This window comes from Microbispora sp. CA-102843 (genome assembly GCF_050936215.1).
Classification (GTDB): domain Bacteria; phylum Actinomycetota; class Actinomycetes; order Streptosporangiales; family Streptosporangiaceae; genus Microbispora.
The window spans coordinates 5,484,126-5,500,065 of the sequence record NZ_JBNJNF010000001.1 but is presented as its reverse complement, the minus strand read 5'-3'; the positions used below and the strand labels follow the sequence as shown (position 1 = coordinate 5,500,065).

16 protein-coding genes are annotated in these 15,940 nt (G+C 71.8%); 12 read left to right on the top strand and 4 right to left on the bottom strand.

Annotated elements, in window-relative coordinates:
- Nucleotides 1-146 precede the first annotated feature (146 nt).
- From ACQEVJ_RS25590 to ACQEVJ_RS25540, 11 genes are all read left to right on the top strand, one after another.
- Nucleotides 147-473 carry a (2Fe-2S)-binding protein gene (locus ACQEVJ_RS25590; protein ID WP_433105156.1) on the top strand — a complete coding sequence of 109 codons (327 nt, stop codon included), beginning with the start codon at nucleotides 147-149 and terminating at the stop codon, nucleotides 471-473.
- Between the two features lie 2 nt (nucleotides 474-475).
- Nucleotides 476-1,672 (top strand): FAD-dependent oxidoreductase, encoded by a 1,197-nt coding sequence (locus ACQEVJ_RS25585; RefSeq protein ID WP_433105154.1) that lies wholly within the window; start codon nucleotides 476-478, stop codon nucleotides 1,670-1,672.
- Nucleotides 1,669-3,186: an FAD-dependent oxidoreductase gene (locus tag ACQEVJ_RS25580; RefSeq protein WP_433105152.1), complete on the top strand. Its 1,518-nt coding sequence runs from the start codon at nucleotides 1,669-1,671 to the stop codon at nucleotides 3,184-3,186. The genes ACQEVJ_RS25585 and ACQEVJ_RS25580 overlap by 4 nt, the downstream gene beginning before the upstream one ends.
- Complete coding sequence (locus tag ACQEVJ_RS25575; protein ID WP_433105150.1) at nucleotides 3,179-4,270, top strand: ABC transporter substrate-binding protein; 1,092 nt, start codon at nucleotides 3,179-3,181, stop codon at nucleotides 4,268-4,270. The genes ACQEVJ_RS25580 and ACQEVJ_RS25575 overlap by 8 nt, the downstream gene beginning before the upstream one ends.
- Nucleotides 4,255-5,166 (top strand): ABC transporter permease, encoded by a 912-nt coding sequence (locus tag ACQEVJ_RS25570; RefSeq protein ID WP_433105148.1) that lies wholly within the window; start codon nucleotides 4,255-4,257, stop codon nucleotides 5,164-5,166. The genes ACQEVJ_RS25575 and ACQEVJ_RS25570 overlap by 16 nt, the downstream gene beginning before the upstream one ends.
- Nucleotides 5,163-5,957, top strand: a complete 795-nt coding sequence (locus ACQEVJ_RS25565; protein WP_433105146.1) for an ABC transporter permease — start codon at nucleotides 5,163-5,165, stop codon at nucleotides 5,955-5,957. The genes ACQEVJ_RS25570 and ACQEVJ_RS25565 overlap by 4 nt, the downstream gene beginning before the upstream one ends.
- On the top strand, nucleotides 5,947-7,080 hold the full coding sequence (locus ACQEVJ_RS25560) for an ABC transporter ATP-binding protein (protein ID WP_433105144.1): 1,134 nt from the start codon (nucleotides 5,947-5,949) through the stop codon (nucleotides 7,078-7,080). The genes ACQEVJ_RS25565 and ACQEVJ_RS25560 overlap by 11 nt, the downstream gene beginning before the upstream one ends.
- On the top strand, nucleotides 7,077-8,453 hold the full coding sequence (locus ACQEVJ_RS25555) for an NAD(P)/FAD-dependent oxidoreductase (RefSeq protein ID WP_433105142.1): 1,377 nt from the start codon (nucleotides 7,077-7,079) through the stop codon (nucleotides 8,451-8,453). Before ACQEVJ_RS25560 ends, ACQEVJ_RS25555 begins: the two co-directional genes overlap by 4 nt.
- 38 nt (nucleotides 8,454-8,491) lie before the next feature.
- Nucleotides 8,492-8,842 carry a cupin domain-containing protein gene (locus ACQEVJ_RS25550; RefSeq protein ID WP_433105140.1) on the top strand — a complete coding sequence of 117 codons (351 nt, stop codon included), beginning with the start codon at nucleotides 8,492-8,494 and terminating at the stop codon, nucleotides 8,840-8,842.
- Nucleotides 8,839-8,997, top strand: coding sequence for a hypothetical protein (locus ACQEVJ_RS25545; RefSeq protein WP_433113367.1), 159 nt, complete (start codon nucleotides 8,839-8,841; stop codon nucleotides 8,995-8,997). Before ACQEVJ_RS25550 ends, ACQEVJ_RS25545 begins: the two co-directional genes overlap by 4 nt.
- Nucleotides 8,998-9,284: 287 nt before the next feature.
- On the top strand, nucleotides 9,285-10,637 hold the full coding sequence (locus ACQEVJ_RS25540; protein ID WP_433105138.1) for a family 43 glycosylhydrolase: 1,353 nt from the start codon (nucleotides 9,285-9,287) through the stop codon (nucleotides 10,635-10,637).
- A gap of 70 nt (nucleotides 10,638-10,707) precedes the next feature.
- Here ACQEVJ_RS25540 and ACQEVJ_RS25535 read toward each other — a convergent pair whose 3' ends face one another.
- Nucleotides 10,708-10,986, bottom strand: coding sequence for a hypothetical protein (locus ACQEVJ_RS25535; protein ID WP_433105137.1), 279 nt, complete (start codon nucleotides 10,984-10,986; stop codon nucleotides 10,708-10,710).
- 37 nt (nucleotides 10,987-11,023) lie between these two features.
- A complete protein-coding gene (locus ACQEVJ_RS25530) occupies nucleotides 11,024-11,581 on the bottom strand; it encodes a dihydrofolate reductase family protein (RefSeq protein WP_433105135.1) in 558 nt (185 codons plus the stop codon).
- Nucleotides 11,582-11,797: 216 nt separating this feature from the next.
- Between ACQEVJ_RS25530 and ACQEVJ_RS25525 the strand changes: the two genes are divergently transcribed.
- Nucleotides 11,798-12,646, top strand: coding sequence for a hypothetical protein (locus ACQEVJ_RS25525; protein WP_433105133.1), 849 nt, complete (start codon nucleotides 11,798-11,800; stop codon nucleotides 12,644-12,646).
- 123 nt (nucleotides 12,647-12,769) lie between these two features.
- Here the strand turns inward: ACQEVJ_RS25525 and ACQEVJ_RS25520 are convergent, their stop codons facing one another.
- Both ACQEVJ_RS25520 and ACQEVJ_RS25515 read right to left on the bottom strand, forming a co-directional pair.
- Nucleotides 12,770-13,999, bottom strand: a complete 1,230-nt coding sequence (locus ACQEVJ_RS25520; protein ID WP_433105131.1) for a cellulose binding domain-containing protein — start codon at nucleotides 13,997-13,999, stop codon at nucleotides 12,770-12,772.
- Between the two features lie 70 nt (nucleotides 14,000-14,069).
- On the bottom strand, nucleotides 14,070-15,620 hold the full coding sequence (locus tag ACQEVJ_RS25515) for a cellulose binding domain-containing protein (protein WP_433105129.1): 1,551 nt from the start codon (nucleotides 15,618-15,620) through the stop codon (nucleotides 14,070-14,072).
- Nucleotides 15,621-15,940 lie beyond the last annotated feature (320 nt).

The window sequence follows — 15,940 nt, the reverse complement described above, 5'->3', positions numbered from 1 at the left end:
TATAGCCATCCCTGACGCGCAAAAGGAACCCGAAAAGCCCTATTGACAAGGGAATGAACCCGCTCTTCTAATAATGCGGTACTAACGGAGCCGGGTCGCTTGACGCAGGTCGGAGCGCCCCGCAGAGCCATGGACTGGAGGGGGCGGTGGGCAAGACGATCATCTGTCCGTGCCATGACGTGACCGTCGAGGACATCCGGGCGATGTACGCCGCGGGCTACACCCACCCCGAGACGCTGAAGCGGGCGACGGCCGTCTTCATGGGCCCCTGCCAGGGCAAGCACTGCGCGGGCCCGGTCATGGAACTGCTGCGGGAGCTGGCGGGCGGCGACGAGGCACGGGTCTCCCGGCGCCCCACGGCCCGGCCGCCGCTGCGTCCCGTCCTCCTCGGCGTGCTCGCCGGCGCCGCCGGGCCGTCCGCCGAGACGGGCCCCGGGACAAGTGCTGAGAGCGGCACGACGGGGGGTGCCTGACCATGGCGGTCCCCGGAGCCTGCCGCTCCCCGCTCCGCCGCGCGTACGACGTCGTGATCGTCGGCGCGGGCGTGCAGGGCCTCGCCCTGGCGTACGAGCTGGCCAAGCTCGGCGTCCGGGACGTCGCGGTGCTCGACCGGAGCTACCCCGGAGGCGGCGGCAGCGGGCGCAACGGCGAGATGATCCGCTCCGCGTTCGGCTCCCGCGAGTGGACGGGCCTGTTCGACGAGTCGCTGCGCCGCTGGCGCACGCTCTCCGCCGAGCTGGACTTCAACGTGCTGTTCTCCGGCACCGGCTACCTGGTGCTGGCCTCCACGCCCGAGCAGGTCGAGCGGTGCCGGGCCGACGCCGTACGGCAGGCCGCGCTGGGCGTGCGCTCGCAGTTCGTCACGGCCGAGGAGGCGCGCCGGATCGTGCCCGAGGTCAACCCCGATCTCGCGCTCGGCGGCGTCTACCAGGACCACGCCGGGTTCGCCCACCACGACGCCGTCGTGTGGGGGTACGCCCGGGCCGCCGCCCGCCTCGGCGTCGAGATCCACACCGGGGTCACGGTGACCGGCGTCGAGGTCGCCGGCGGAGCCGTACGCGGAGTGCGCACCGACCGCGGGGACGTCTCCACGCCGGTCGTGGTGAACGCGGCGGGCGGCGGGGCCAGGGCGATCGCCGAGATGGCCGGGGTGCGGCTGCCGACCCGCACCTGCCGCCTGGAGATGATCGTCACCGAGTCGGTGGCGCCGTTCCTGCGTCCCGCGCTCGCCAGCCTGGAACTGCTCGGCTACTGCCACCAGACGGCCAGAGGCGAGTTCGTGGGCGGCACCGAGCTGCCGTACCCCGACGTCAGCGACAGCCTCAACGGCACCTACACGCTGCTCGCCGACATGGCCGCGAAGTTCGTCCGGCTGCTGCCCCGGCTGGCCGGGGTCCGGCTGCTCCGCCACTGGGCGGGGCTGGTCGACCAGGCGGACGACCTGTCCCCGGTGATCGGCCCGGTGCCCGAGGTCGGCGGGTTCCACCTGACCTGCGGGTGGGTCTACGGCTTCATGGGCGCCCCCGCGACCGGCGCGCTGCTCGCCAGGGGGATCCACGAGGGCGTCATGCCGGAGCTGCTCCGCCCCTTCTCGGTCACCCGCCTGCACGAGGGACGGCTCATCCAGGAAGGCACCCTCGTGGTCGCCGCGGAGGAGGGGAACGCCGCGTGAACCTGCGCATCACCACCCATCCGTCGGCCTCGCCCGGCAGGACCAGGCGGGTCGCGTTCACGTTCGAGGGCCGGACCCTGCACGGGTACGAGGGCGAGCCGGTCGCCACGGCGCTGCACGCCGCCGGGGTGCGGGTGCTCTCGCGCAGCTTCAAGTACCACCGCCCCCGCGGCATCGGGCTGACCTGCGGCACCCCCTCGTGCCCCGGCTGTCAGCTCACCATCGACGGCCAGTACGGCGTGCCGGGATGCGCGACTCCGCTGCGCGGGGGTGAGTCGGTGCGCCGGGAGCGTGCCTGGCCCGGCGCCGACTGGGATCTGCTCGGGGCGATCGACCGGTTCTCCGCGCTCGTCCCCGCGGGTTTCCAGTTCCGGCTGTTCCGCGGCTCACCCCGGCTGGCCCATCTGGCGGAACGCCTCATGGGCGTGATCGCGGGCGGCGGACGCACGGCGGCGCCCGAGGTCGCCGCGCGGGCGCTCCGGCCCGGCCTGGGGGAGCGGCGGACCCCGCTCGCCGTCGTCGGCGGAGGCGTGGCCGGGCTGGCCGGCGCCCTGGCCGCCGCCGAGGGCGGGCTGGAGGTGATCCTGGTGGACCAGGGCGACGAGCCGGGCGGCGCGCTCCGGGCGGAGACCCGTCACGTGCGCGGCCTCGACGGCGTGGAGGTCCCGGGACACCGGCTGGCGGACGGCCTCGCGGCCCGGGCGCGGGCGCACGCCTCGATCACGGTGCTCACCGCGTCGACCGCGCTCGGCTGGTACGAGGGCGGCGTGCTGCCGGTGGACACCCCGGACGGCCTGCTGGCGCTGCGCCCCGACCGGCTGCTGGTCGCGACCGGCGACTACGACGTCCCGATGCCGTTCCCCGGCAGCGACCTCCCCGGCGTGATGCTGGCCGGCCCGGTCCAGCGTCTGGTCAACGTCGATCACGTCCGCCCCGGCGAGCGCGCCGTCGTGGTGGCCGCCGAGCCCTACGGCTACGGCCTCGCCGAGCAGCTCCACGCCGTCGGCGTCGCGCTCGCGGCCGTCGTCGACCCCCGGCCGCGAGGGGAGATCCCGGCCGGGGCGTTCCCGGAGGCGCTCGCCGCCGCGCGGGTGCCGCACCTGCCGGGCCACGCCGTACGGGAGGCCGTGGGGCGCAGGGGCGTGCGCCGCCTGGTGGTCGCCCCGCCGGGCCCGCACGACGCCGGCGGCCCGGTCATGCGGCTGGCCTGCGACACGGTGGTGGTGGCCGCGGGACGGCGACCGGCCGAGGAACTGCTCCTGCAGCGGCTCTACCACGGCGACGTCACGCTCGACGTCCCCCGTGACGAGGCGGACGGACCTTACTGCCTGCCGGGCGGCGTGGCGGTCGCGGGCGGCGCGGCGGGGACGACCGACCCCGCCACCGCCCTCGCCCACGGCGCCGAGGCGGGCCGCCGCCTGTCCCGATGGAAGCAGGGAAGCGACCTTCCCCCCACCCCTCTCTCGCCCGGCGCGGCCGGGCGGCCGTCTCCTTCAGGAGGAACCAGTGACTGACACCGGCGCGCACGGGATGCTCTCCCGCCGAACGTTGTTCATCCGCGGTGGCCAAGGGCTCGGCCTGCTCGCGGCCTCCGGCGTGCTCAGCGCCTGCGGCGGCGGCTTCTCCGCCTCGTCGTCGAGCGGTGGCGGTGGCGGCACGACCCTGACGGTCGTGAGCTTCGGCGGCGACTACCAGAAGGCGCAGGCCAAGACCATGTGGGCGCCGTACGCCGCCAAGAACGGGATCACCGTGAAGGAGGACGGCCCCACCGACAACGCCAAGATCAAGGCGCAGGCCGAGTCGGGCAACCCGTCCTGGGACATCGTGGTCGTCGGGAACGACTTCGGCAGCGAGTCGGACGCCCAGTGGCTGGAGCCGATCGACTACGCGGTCGTCGACAAGTCGTCCATCGTCGACGGCTACGCGCAGACGTACCGCGTCGCCGCCGACATCGAGGGCACCGTCCTCGCGTACCGCTCCGACAAGACCGGTGACGCCGCGCCCACCCCCTGGGCCGACTTCTTCGACCTGAAGAAGTACCCGGGCAAGCGCACCGCGTGGAAGTCGGTGGGCGGCGGCATCTTCGAGATCGCGCTGCTCGCCGACGGCGTCGCCCCGGCCGACCTCTACCCGATCGACGTCGACCGGGCGCTGAAGAAGCTGTCCACCATCAAGGACCAGCTCATCTGGTGGGAGACCGGCGCCCAGGCCCAGCAGTACCTCGAGAGCGGGGAGGCGGTCATGGGCATGGTGTGGATCGCCCGCGCCGTGCTGTCGGCGGCCAACGCCCCCATCAAGATCGCCTGGGACTCCTGGCTGTCGCAGGAGGCGTACTGGGTCGTGGTCAAGGGCAGCAAGAACAAGGCCGAGGCGATGAAGCTCATCGCCTACATGACCTCGGCCGGCCCCACCGCCGAGTTCACGAAGTACCAGCCGTACGGACCGGTGAGCAAGGCGGCGCAGGACAAGGTCGACCCCTCGGCGAAGGAGAACCTCCCGACCACGCACCTCGACACCCAGGTCAAGGTGGACGACGAGTGGTGGGGCAAGAACCGGGACTCCGTCAACGACAGGTTCCAGCAGTGGCTGCTCTCCTGAGCCCGCTGTCCCCGAGCGGCCCGGCGGCGGCCGCCGCGCCCGCCGGGAAGGGCGCCGGCTCCCGCCGCGGGGCGCGGAACTGGCCGTTCCTGCTGATCGTCCCCGCCCTGCTGGTGCTGCTCGCGGTCTTCGCCTACCCGGTCGGGCAGACGTTCGTCAGCGCGTTCACGACGCCCTCGCCGGGAACCGGCAACTTCGCCTGGTTCTTCGGCTCTCCGGCCAACGTCGCCGTGCTGACCAGGACGTTCTCGACGGCCCTGTGGGCGACCGTGATCTGCCTGTGCCTCGCCTATCCCTACGCGTACCTGATGACGGTGGCCTCCCCCCGGGCCAGGGCGGCGTTGCTGCTGATCGTCATGCTCCCGTTCTGGACCAGCCTCATGGTCCGCACCTTCGCCTGGCTTGTGCTGCTCCAGGACACCGGCGTCGTCAACGGGTTCCTCGGGCTGCTCGGCCTCGGACCGGTGAGCCTGGTCCGCACGCAGACCGGAGTCCTCATCGGGATGGTCCAGATCCTCATGCCGTTCATGGTGCTGCCGCTGTACTCGGTGATGAGCGGCATCGACCGGCGGCTGCTCACCGCCGCCCAGAGCCTCGGCGCCCGCCCACTGGTCGCGCTGCTGCGCGTCTTCGTGCCGCTGTCCCTGCCGGGAGTCGCCGCCGGGGCGACGATGGTCTTCATCACCTCGCTGGGCTTCTACGTCACACCGGCCCTGCTCGGCTCGCCCGGTGAGGCGCTGATCTCGCAGTTCATGTACACCCAGGTCAGCGGCATGCTGATGTGGGGCAGGGGCGGCGCCATGGCGGTCGTGCTGTTCGCCGCCACACTGCTGCTGATCGGACTGCTCGGCCTGGCCATGCGGGCCGGCCGCCGGAGCAGGGCGGGTGCCCGATGAGCGCCCGGCTCGCCCGCGCGGCCCTGTGGACCACCGGCGTGCTGGTCGCCGCCTGGCTGGTGGCGCCCACCCTGGTGGTGATCCCGCTCAGCTTCACCGACAAGGTGTCGCTGACGTTCCCGCCGACCGGCTGGTCGACCAGGTGGTACGCCAACTTCTTCGGCGATCCGGCGTGGACCGCCGCACTGGCCAACTCGCTGCTGGTCGGCGTTCTCGTCGCCGTCGTCGCGACCACTCTCGGCACGGCGGCGGCGTTCGGGCTCGGCCGCTGGACGAACGGGAGGGGCGCGGCCGCCGCGAGCGTGCTGCTGCTCGCCCCGATGATCGTCCCGGGCATCATCCTGGCCATCGGGATCTACGCCGTCTTCCTGAAGCTCGGCCTCGCCGGGACTCTTGTCGGCTTCGTCGCCGCGCACACCGTCCTGGCCATGCCCTTCGTCGTCGTCTCCGTGACGGCCTCCCTGCGCACGTTCGACGTCCGGCTGGAGACCGCGGCCGCGAGCCTGGGCGCCGGGCGGTGGGCGACGTTCCGGCAGGTCACCCTGCCGCTGATCATGCCGGGCGTGGTCTCGGGCGCCCTGTTCGCGTTCGTGACCTCGTTCGACGAGGTCGTCGTCTCCCTGTTCATCCAGAGCCCCACCCTCGTCACCCTGCCCGTCCAGATGTACTCGAGCGTCACCCGCGAGACCGATCCCACGCTCGCCGCCGCGGCGACCATGATCCTGGCCCTCACCACGGTCCTGGTCGGCGGAGGGCTCACGCTGGCCGCAAGGAGGAACCGTGCCCGTTGACCGGCCCGAGGCGGCGGCCCTGCCCGCAGGCAAGGGCGCCCGCATCGACCTGAGCGGCATGACCAAGCGCTACGGCGGCTCCGTCGCCGCCGACGACGTCACGCTCACCGTGGAGCCGGGGGAGTTCATGACATTCCTGGGGCCCTCCGGCTCCGGGAAGACGACGACCCTCAACATGATCGCCGGCTTCACCGACATCACGTCCGGGACCCTCCGGATCGACGACCGGCCCGTGGGCGACGTGCCCGCGCACAAACGGGACATCGGCGTGGTGTTCCAGCACTACGCGCTCTTCCCGCACATGACGGTCGCCCAGAACATCGCCTTCCCGCTGCGGCAGCGCAGGGTGCCCAGGGCCGAGCGCGACCGCCTCGTCGCCGCCGCCCTGGAGACCGTGCAACTGCCGGGCCACGCCTCCCGCTACCCCCGCGAGCTGTCCGGCGGCCAGCAGCAGCGGGTCGCGCTCGCCCGGGCCATCGTGTTCAGCCCGCGCGTCCTGCTCATGGACGAGCCGCTGGGCGCGCTCGATCGCAAGCTCCGCGAGTTCCTGCAACTGGAGATCAAGCGCATCCACCGGGAGGTCGGGTCCACCTTCGTGTTCGTGACCCACGACCAGGAGGAGGCGCTGGTCCTCTCGGACCGCATCGCCGTGTTCAACAACGCCAGGATCGAGCAGGTCGGCACCGCCCGGGACCTGTACGAGCGGCCCGCCACGCTGTTCGTGGCCCGGTTCCTCGGCGAGTCCACGATCCTGCGGGGCACCACGACACCGGACGGGAACCGGTGCCGCCTCGATCTGGAGGGCATCGCCGTACGGGCTCCGGGCGGGGTGCGAAGCGGTCCGGCGGCGCTCGTCGTACGGCCGGAACGGCTCCGCCTGGAGGCCGACGGCACCGACGCCGGCGGCGGGAACGCGGTCCCGGTCACCGTGGTGGAGGAGATCTACCTCGGGGCGGCCCGCAAGCTGGAGGTGCTGCTGCCCGGCGGCGCGCGGGGCCTCGTACGCGAGCAGGCGGGCGCGTCGAGCGACCTGAGAGTGGGCGACCGCGCCTGCCTCTGCTGGCATCCCGACGACGGCGTCCTGCTGCCCGACGACCCCACCACCGAAAGGATCCTCACATGACCGCCAACGGCGGAGTGTCGTTCTGGTACCGCGAGACGGGCTTGCCCGCGCGACGCCCGCCTCTGGAGCGGCCTGTCGACGCGGACGTCTGCATCGTCGGGGCCGGCTACACCGGCCTGTGGACCGCCTACTACTTGAAGAAGGCGCAGCCGAGCCTGGACGTCGTCGTCCTCGAGCGCAAGTTCGCGGGCTACGGCGCCTCCGGCCGCAACGGCGGCTGGCTGACCGCCGCGCTGGCGGGGTCGCCTCGCAGGTTCGCCCGCACCCACGGCGGCGAAGGCGTGCAGGCCCTCCAGCGGGCGATGAACGCGACCGTCGACGAGGTGATCGCGGTGGCGCGCGCCGAGGGCATCGACGCCGACATCGTCAAGGGCGGCATCCTCAGGGTGGCGCACGCCCCGTCCCACCTGCCGCGCCTGACCGCCCAGGTGCGGGCGGCCCGCGCCTGGGGCGACACCGATGTGGAGCAGCTCGACGCCGAGCAGACCACGGCCAGGATCCGGGTGGACGGCGCGCTCGGCGCCTCGTTCAGCCCCCACTGCGCCAGGGTGCAGCCGGCCAAGCTCGTGCAGGGGCTCGCGAGGGTCGTCGAGGGGCTCGGGGTGCGGATCTACGAGTCCACCCCGGTGACGGAGATCGTGCCGCACGAGGCGCGCACGCCGTACGGCGCCGTGCGGGCGGACTTCGTGCTGCGCGCCACGGAGGGGTTCACCGCCGGGCTGGCCGGCGAGCGCCGGACCTGGCTGCCGATGAACTCCTCGCTCATCGTCACCGAGCGGCTGCCCGACCGGGTGTGGGAGCGGATCGGCTGGGAGGGCCGCGAACTGCTCGGCGACATGTCCCACGCCTACATCTACGCGCAGCGGACGGCCGACGACCGCATCGCCATCGGCGGGCGCGGGGTGCCCTACCTGTTCGGTTCCCGCACGGACGACGACGGGCGCACGCACGCCACGACGGTGCGCGCCCTTCGTGACGCACTGGTGCGGCTCTTCCCCGCCGTACGGGACGCCGCGATCGACCACGCCTGGTGCGGCGTCCTCGGCGTGCCGAGGGACTGGTGCTCGACCGCCACGCTGGACCGGCGGACCGGGCTCGGCTGGGCCGGCGGCTACGTCGGCCACGGCGTGGCCACCACCAACCTCGCCGGGAGGACCCTGCGCGACCTCGTGCTCGGCGCCGACACCGAACTGACCCGGCTGCCCTGGGTCGGCAGGAAGGTGCGCAGGTGGGAGCCCGAACCGCTGCGCTGGATCGGCGTGCGCGGGATGTACGCCGCCTACCGCGCGGCCGACCGGGCCGAGATCGTGGGCGGCCGGACGACGACGTCGCCCATCGCCAGGATCGCCGACGCCGTGGCCCGCCGCCACTGAGCGACGCACTCGTACGAACACCCCCCGGAGGAGATCAATTGACCAGCATCGTCGTACCCGACGCGAGCACGGCCGTCCTCGGCCCGGCCGCGCCCAAGCCGACCTCGGTCGAGGGCGACCAGCGCGAGGCGACCCTCGCGGTGTGGACCTCTGAGGACGGCAGGACCAACGCCGGTGTGTGGGAGTGCACGCCCGGCAGGTTCACCGCCGTACGGGACGGTTACCACGAGATCTGCCAGATCCTCTCCGGGCGGGTGACCGTGGTCTCCGCCGACGGCACGGAGCAGGAGGCCGGCCCCGGCAGCACCCTGGTCATGCCGGCCGGCTGGCGGGGTGAGTGGCACGTCCACGAGACCGTGCGGAAGACGTACGTGACCACCCGTCTGTGACCCTTCCGTACGCGTTCCCCTGGTCTGTCCGGCCGCGTCGGCCGAATAAAGCGCACGGCGGGTTCGAGCACTCCGGATACGGCAAGGACCTGTCGATGTACGAATTCGAGGACTACACCCGGATCAAGCACGTCATGAGCAACATCGACCTGTGAGCATTTCGAATTCACGATTGATATGGAGAGCGATTCTGTATTGAACGCGCCGGCTATTTCGTGTCCCGCCGACGCCGCACAAGGATTCGGCGGCGGGTGCTTTCTACGCCCTGCCCGGAAACAACGGAGGGAGACTTCCGTGGCCGGTGGGAGGCGGCGTCCGTCCCCAAGCCGACGCAAGCGTGTCGAGAACCTTTCTGTCGTCTGTTCACTGTCGAAATAAGTCTTACTACCGTGTCCTCCCGGCAGGGCGCCCGCGTCCTGCGTGAGAAAGGAGGACGCTGCTGATGACTGGTTCCGATAACGGGTTGTACGTGGGCCGGCGGTCCGTGCTGGCCGGTGTGGCGGGCTTGCTGGGAGCGGCGGCGCTGCCCGCGGCCGCCGCGCACGCGGACCCGAAGGAGTTGCCGAACGGGGGCGCGCCGAAGGGGCGGTACCCGTCGAACTGGCCCGAGCTCGCGCCCTACGGCCTGGCCGACACGCGGCCGGATCTGTGGCCGCGTGACGACAACTCCTTCATCCTCCCGCTGGAGCTGCGCCCCCGCGACGAGCAGCTCGGCCGGGTCTGGATGCGGGACACCTACGTCAACTGCTTCGACCTCGGCGGTCGTCCGATCTACGTCGCCACGGGCACCACTCGCGTGCCCGGGCTCGAAGCGGCCGGTCCGTGGAACGACGGCATCTTCGTGTGGACGGCCACGTCCCTGCACGGGCCGTGGCGGCTGGCCGACACCACCGGCATCCGGCCGGACGCCGAGAAGGGCAAGGTGTGGTCGCCCGAGTTCGTCGGCGAGAACCGGCCCGGGCGCACGGTCGTCGCCCCGTGGCAGGAGTACTGGTACGACGACCAGTTCGGCAAGCGCGGCAACGCCTGGGCGCCGGAGGTGCACTACTTCCGCGGCAAGTGGTACATCGTGGCGTGCATGGGCGACCACTCCCAGAAGGTCGGCTCGTTCATGCTCGTGAGCGAGGGCGGGGTCGAGGGCCCCTACCGGCTCGTCCAGGGCAACTACGACAAGCCGTTCGGTGACTCCTTCATCGGCGGGCCCGCCTTCATCAAGCCCGGCGCCTACCACCACATCGACGGCGGCCTCTACAGCGAGGGCGACGACGCGTGGCTCGTGCTGCACAACAACCTGTACGCGAAGTTCCGGGATGACATGGAGGACATCATCCCGACGACGAACCTGCCGCAGTTCCAGCAGACGCCCTACGCGCCCGAGCCGTATCTCGAAGGCGCGTACGTGTTCAAGTACGGCGGCAAGTACTACCTCGTCCACGCCGCATGGGACCGGTCGTCGGCCAACGCGGACGGCAGCACGCGGTACGCCTACGACACGGCCGCCGCCGGTCGCGTGCAGTACCAGTACGACGCGATCATCGCCGTCGCGGACAAGTTCGAGGGGCCCTACTCCAAGCGGTGGACCCTGGGCGTCGGCGCGGGCCACAACAACATCTTCGCGGATCGCAGCGGCCAGCTGTGGGCGACGTTCTTCCGCAACCCCAACTTCGGCTACTGGGCCGACCCGTCGCGCATCGGCGACGCCGCCGTGCCCGGCGTCGTACGGCTGGAGTGGACCGGCCCCGAGGGCAACCGCCTGTACGTCGCGCGCCGGAACCCGGGGCACAGCAAGGACTGACCACCCCGGCGCGGACTCGCGCCACCCGATAGGGGTCTCGACCGTACGCCGGCGGCCTGAGCGGGCTCGATCAGCGCGCCAGGCGCCGGCGGTGCGTCATCCGGCGCTCCGCGCTACCGCTCGGGACGTCTTTCACGATCGCGCCTGCACCGATGTGGCGTCCCCGATCTCCCGTCGCGGTCGGTGGCCTCGACGATGAACGGTCGGCGTCGCGGCCGAGTTCGGCCAGCACGGGGGTCGGGCCGGTGTCCCCGGTGTAGGCCAGGACGATCCCGTCGGTCATCAGGCGGATGCCCGCGTTGGGCACGTAGTGCGGAAGCGACAGTCCCGTCAGGTCGAAGGGCCCCACCCGGCGGTGCGCGGCGATCGATGCCGCTGCCGCCCGGTCACGTGGCCGGCCGGTAGCGTACGTTCACGACCGACGTGGGGTCGCCTTCGCCGAGCCGGTGGAGGCGGACCGGCGCACCGCCGGGGTTGTCGTAAAGCCGGATGCCCTCGCCGAGCAGGACCGGCGCGATGTGAAGGTCGATCTCGTCGATCAGCCCCAGTTCGAGAAGCTGCCGTCCGATGGTGGGCGAGAACACTTCGAGGTTCTTGCCGCCGGCCGCCTCCAGCCCGATCCGCACCGCCTCGGCCGGGTCGCAGTCCAGGAACGTGACGCCGTCGGCGGGCGTCGCGTCCTCGGGGTGGTGGGTGAGCACGAAGATCGGTCCGTCCCAGGAGCCGCCGTACGGGCGGTGGCCGCCGGCGGAGTCCCAGCCGTCCCGGCCGCCCAGCACGGCGCCCGTGGTCCGGACGTACTCGTCGACGAGGCCCGGACGGGCCGATATCCCGGTCATCATCCAGTCCATCTCGTGGTTCGGCCCCGCCACGAAACCGTCCAGCGACATCGTGAAGTGCCAGAGCACCTTCCCGGTCGCGGTCTGCGGCTCGGTGTCGCTCATTCGTCGCCTCCTGCTGGCTGGTTGCGTTTTGCAATCGGTGAGTCAACGCTAGGCCATCCGGTTGCGGCTCGCAATCGGTTCGGCGGGTAGTGCGAGGGCCGACGGCAGGCTGAAGCATGGGTTGGGTCGCTTCCGTCTGGGAAGATGACGACTTCCCGCATAGACCACGTGTGCCGTGAAATGCCGCAATAGCTCGACAACAAGGATGAACCCCCCATGAGACGATGGGCTGCCCTGGCAGTCGCCGTACTGATCACGTCCGCGTCCGTCGCCGTCGGCCCCGCCGCCGCGCAGGGAGGTCCGCCCGGCCCGGTGGACGCGCTCAAGCGGCAGTTCCGCAAGGAGCACGGCGTCCGTACGTCGGAGACCGCACGCGTGTACTTCGGCGCGAAGTCGAGGAACGCGTTCCGGATCAACGGCAGGGTGCAGTTCGGCCCTTCGGGCGCGGTGGCGGTCGACCTGACCTGGCGGGACGTGCCCGAACCGGGCACCGGCACGGGCGGGACACCGTCCGAGAAGCCGCCGTCCTATCGGGTCATCCGGGTCGGCAAGGACGTGTACTACGACGTCGCGCAGTATCCGGGGCCGGTCCCCGACGGCAAGAAGTGGATCCGGAGAAACCACGCCGCGGGCATGACCCGTTACCTCGCCCCGGCCGCCAGCCTGCAGCCGGTCAACGTCTACGACCCGTCCATCCTGAGGGCCGTGCTGAAGCGGTCGAGGAGCACGCCCGTCTCCGGCGGCCGCCTCTACCAGGGCACCATGAGTCACAAGGAGATGGGCAGGGTCTCGAAGGGCCACTACGTCGACCCGTTCTCGGGACTGTCCGCCAAGAAGAGCAAGGGGAAGATCTCCTGGCGGCTCTGGACCGGCCACGACGGCCTGGTCACGCGCCTGGTCACCACCGACACCCTGGGAGAGGCGAAAACCTCGGTGTTCGCGCGGACGGACACGCGCTACACCGACTGGGGATGCCGTGTCGTCGTCACCGCCCCGCCCGCCGACGAGGTCATCGAGCAGGACGACCTGACGGGCTACGTCCCCAAGCCCGAGCCGGCCCGCTAGCCCAGGTCCGCCCTCCGCGTACGCGATCGACGGGCATCGCGCGGGCGGCCGCACCGGCCACGCGACGCCGTCGCCCCGGCGCCGCCGTGGGGCGGCGCCGGGCTGCAGCGGCCGTGACGGTTGTCACCGGAGGTAGGCCGTGAGGCCGAGCCGCTGGTCACGCACGGCCCCGGCGACGAGGCCGGCGATCTGCCGGGCGCCGGCCGCCTCGAAGTGGGTGTGGTCGTCGGCGAAGAACGCGCCCACGGGGCCGGAGGTGTAGTCGCCGTTGAACGGGCAGAAGTGCAGGCTGTTGTAGAGGGTGTAGCTCAGCTGGTGCAGGTCGATGACCGGGGCGCCGGTGGCGGTGCCGACGTCGAAGGTGTCGGTGAGGTATCCGCGGTTGGGGATGGCTGTGCTTCCGCTGCAGATCAGGGCGGCCACGGGGGTCACCAGCACGGGGTGGGCGCCCCGCTGCTGGGCGGCGCGGACCATGGTGGTGAGGAGTTCGCGGTACCGGGCGGCGCCGACGTGGCGTGGGCAGGTGGTGTCACCGTCGTTGATGCCGAATTGGATGAACAGGTAGTCGCCGGCCTTCATCCCGGTGGAGGCGTTGAGCATGGACTGCCAGCGGGCGGAGTAGGTGGTCGAGCTGAGGACGCATTCGCCGGCGGAGTTCTTGCTGCTGGTGACGGCTGACTCATACAGCCAGGTCTGGATGCTGCGGCCGCCGACGGCGTTGTTGACCACGGTGGCGTTGGCGGTGAGGTACTGGCCGAGCTCCCGGCCCCAGCCGACGATGGGGGCGCCGGAGCTGTTGGCGACGGTGGAGTCACCGGCCAGCCAGACGGTGATCTTGTCTGGGACCGGAGTGGGACTCGGCGCCGGGCTCGGGCTCCTGCTGGGGGACGCGCTCGGGCTGGGCGTCTTGGCGGAGGGGCTCGGTGACGGCGAGGCCGGGCCTGCTCCGGTGCAGGGAGTGCCGTTGAGCGCGAAGGAGGCGGGCGCCGGGTTGCCGCCGCTCCATGCGCCGTTGAATCCGAAGCTCACCGACCCGTTGCCCGGGATGGTGCGGTTGTAGTCGACGTTCTTGGCGGTGACGTTCGCCCCGGCCTGGGTGACCGCCGCGTTCCACGCCTGTGTGACGCTCTGCCCGCCGGTGAAGGTCCAGGTCAGCGTCCAGCCGTCGATCGTGTCGCCGAGGTCGGTCACGGTGACGTCCGCGCCGAAACCACCGGCCCACTGACTGGTGATCGTGTAGCGCACGGCACACGCGGGGGCGGCGCCGAGCGCCGGCGCCGCGGCGACGGTCAGCGCCCCGCTCAGCACGGCCACGGCCGATGCGATCGCCGTGGCGGCGCGTCGTCGGAACATCTTCATCTACGGTTCTCTCTTTCTCGGGCGGGGTGGGATCGCGGCCGCCACTGCCGCGGTCACGACCGGGTCAGGTGAGCGCGCACCCGGCGCCGTTGAGGGCGAAGGAGGCCGGGGCGGTGTTGGCGCCGTTCCAGGTGCCGGTGAAGCCCAGCGTCGTGGAGGCGCCGGGGGCGAGGACCGGGTTCCAGGAAGGGCTGGTGACGGTGACCGCGGCACCGGTCTGGGTGAACGTGCCGTTCCAGCCCTGGCCGACCTGCTGGCCGTCGGCGAACGTCCAGCGCAGCGTCCACCCGTTGAGCGTGCCGGTACCGGTGTTGGTGAGCTGCACCTCGCCCTGGAAGCCGCCGGGCCACTGGTTGGTCACGGCGTAGCGCACTTCGCAGCCGGCGGCTGGGCCGCTCGGCGTGACGCTGGGCGACGCCGAGGGCGTGGGGGTGGGGGTGCGGCTGGGCGACACGGAGGGCGTCGGGGTCGGTGTCCGGGACGGGCTCGGTGTCGGGGTAGGTGTGGAGCGCGGCGTGAGGTGGGCGGCCACGATCGGCGCGAGCTTGGCCGCGATCGCGCGGTGTCCGGCGTCGTTGGGGTGGACGCTGTCGGACAGGCCGTCGGGCGGCACCCATCCGTCGGTGGCGACGAAGAAGACGTTGTGGTCGCCGGCGTTGTCGACGGTCTGCACCGCGGCCTGAGTCTGCGGGACGAACCGCCCGCGGAAGGTCTGCAGGGCCAGGATCGCGGCCTTCGGGTACTTGCCCCGGATCGTGCGCAGGAGCTCGACGTAGGCGTTCTGGAACTGTGTCGTGGACACGCCGTGGCCGGCGTCGTTGGTGCCGAGGTTGATCACGACGACGTCCGCCTGGTATCGGGTGAAGTCGTGGTCGACGGCCCCGTCCGCGGCGCCGGCCTTCACGAAGCGGCGGTCCAGTCCGACGCAGCCGTCGGCGGTGCTGACCAGGCAGGCGCCTCCCTGGGCGACCTGCATGTGGTCCAGCCCGAGCTGCTCGCCGACCAGCCAGCCGTAGGCGGTGAGGGCGTTCTTCGAGGTGGTGGTGCCGACGGTGATGGAGTCGCCGACGAACTCGACCATGCCGCGGGCCGGCTGGGCGGGCAGGGTGCGCGCCCCCGGGTCGAGCACCAGCCCTTGGAACACCGCGTCGCCGTGGTAGGAGCCGGCCACCACCCGGTAGGACACGCGCAGGGTGTGGTTGCCCGCCGAAAGCGGGGTGGCGGTGAGGTTGACCGCGCCCCGCACGTTCTGCAGGTAGACGTCGGGGCGGCCGTCGATGCTGTAGTAGAGGTCGATGGTGTCGCGCTGCTTGAGCTTGACGGTGGTCCCGGTGAACCCGGTGGTGAGGTAGGCCCCGGCCCAGCCGGGGACGTAGGCGCCGCTGTCACGGGTGTCCCAGCGGCCGACGAAGCGGATGTTGGGATCGGTGGGTGTCCCGTCTCCGGCGGCGGCCTGGGCTCCGGGTGGCGTCGCGAGCGCGGTCGCGACCGCGGCGATGACGGTGCCGGCGGCGACGGCCAGGCGCATGAGCTTCATGGTGATCCGTTTCTTCGGCCATCCACTCGACCAGGTCACTCCGGCGCTCGGCAGGCGTCGGAGGAATGCGATCTTCATCGGTACTCCGAGGTGTGCGCGGAAAAGCCCTGTGTTGTTAGCGCTCACATAGAAAGCGGACAGAGGGGTGAGCTGGAGCAAATAAGACGCGTCGATCCGCGTCAAGGGCCCCCGCCTCTCTCCGGCCGCCCCTCAGGTCCGCCGGGCCCCCATCTGCTGCCCGATGGGGGGACGTGCGCGCCGCCGATGAAACTTTCGGGACGAGTTCGAGCAAGGGTCTGACGCCGGCGAGCCGATCGCGCCTCCTGCGCGGGCCGTGCGAACACTGCTGCGTGCCGAACGCGGCAGGGGTGGCGGTTGTGCGCCGTGTCCGCATGAAG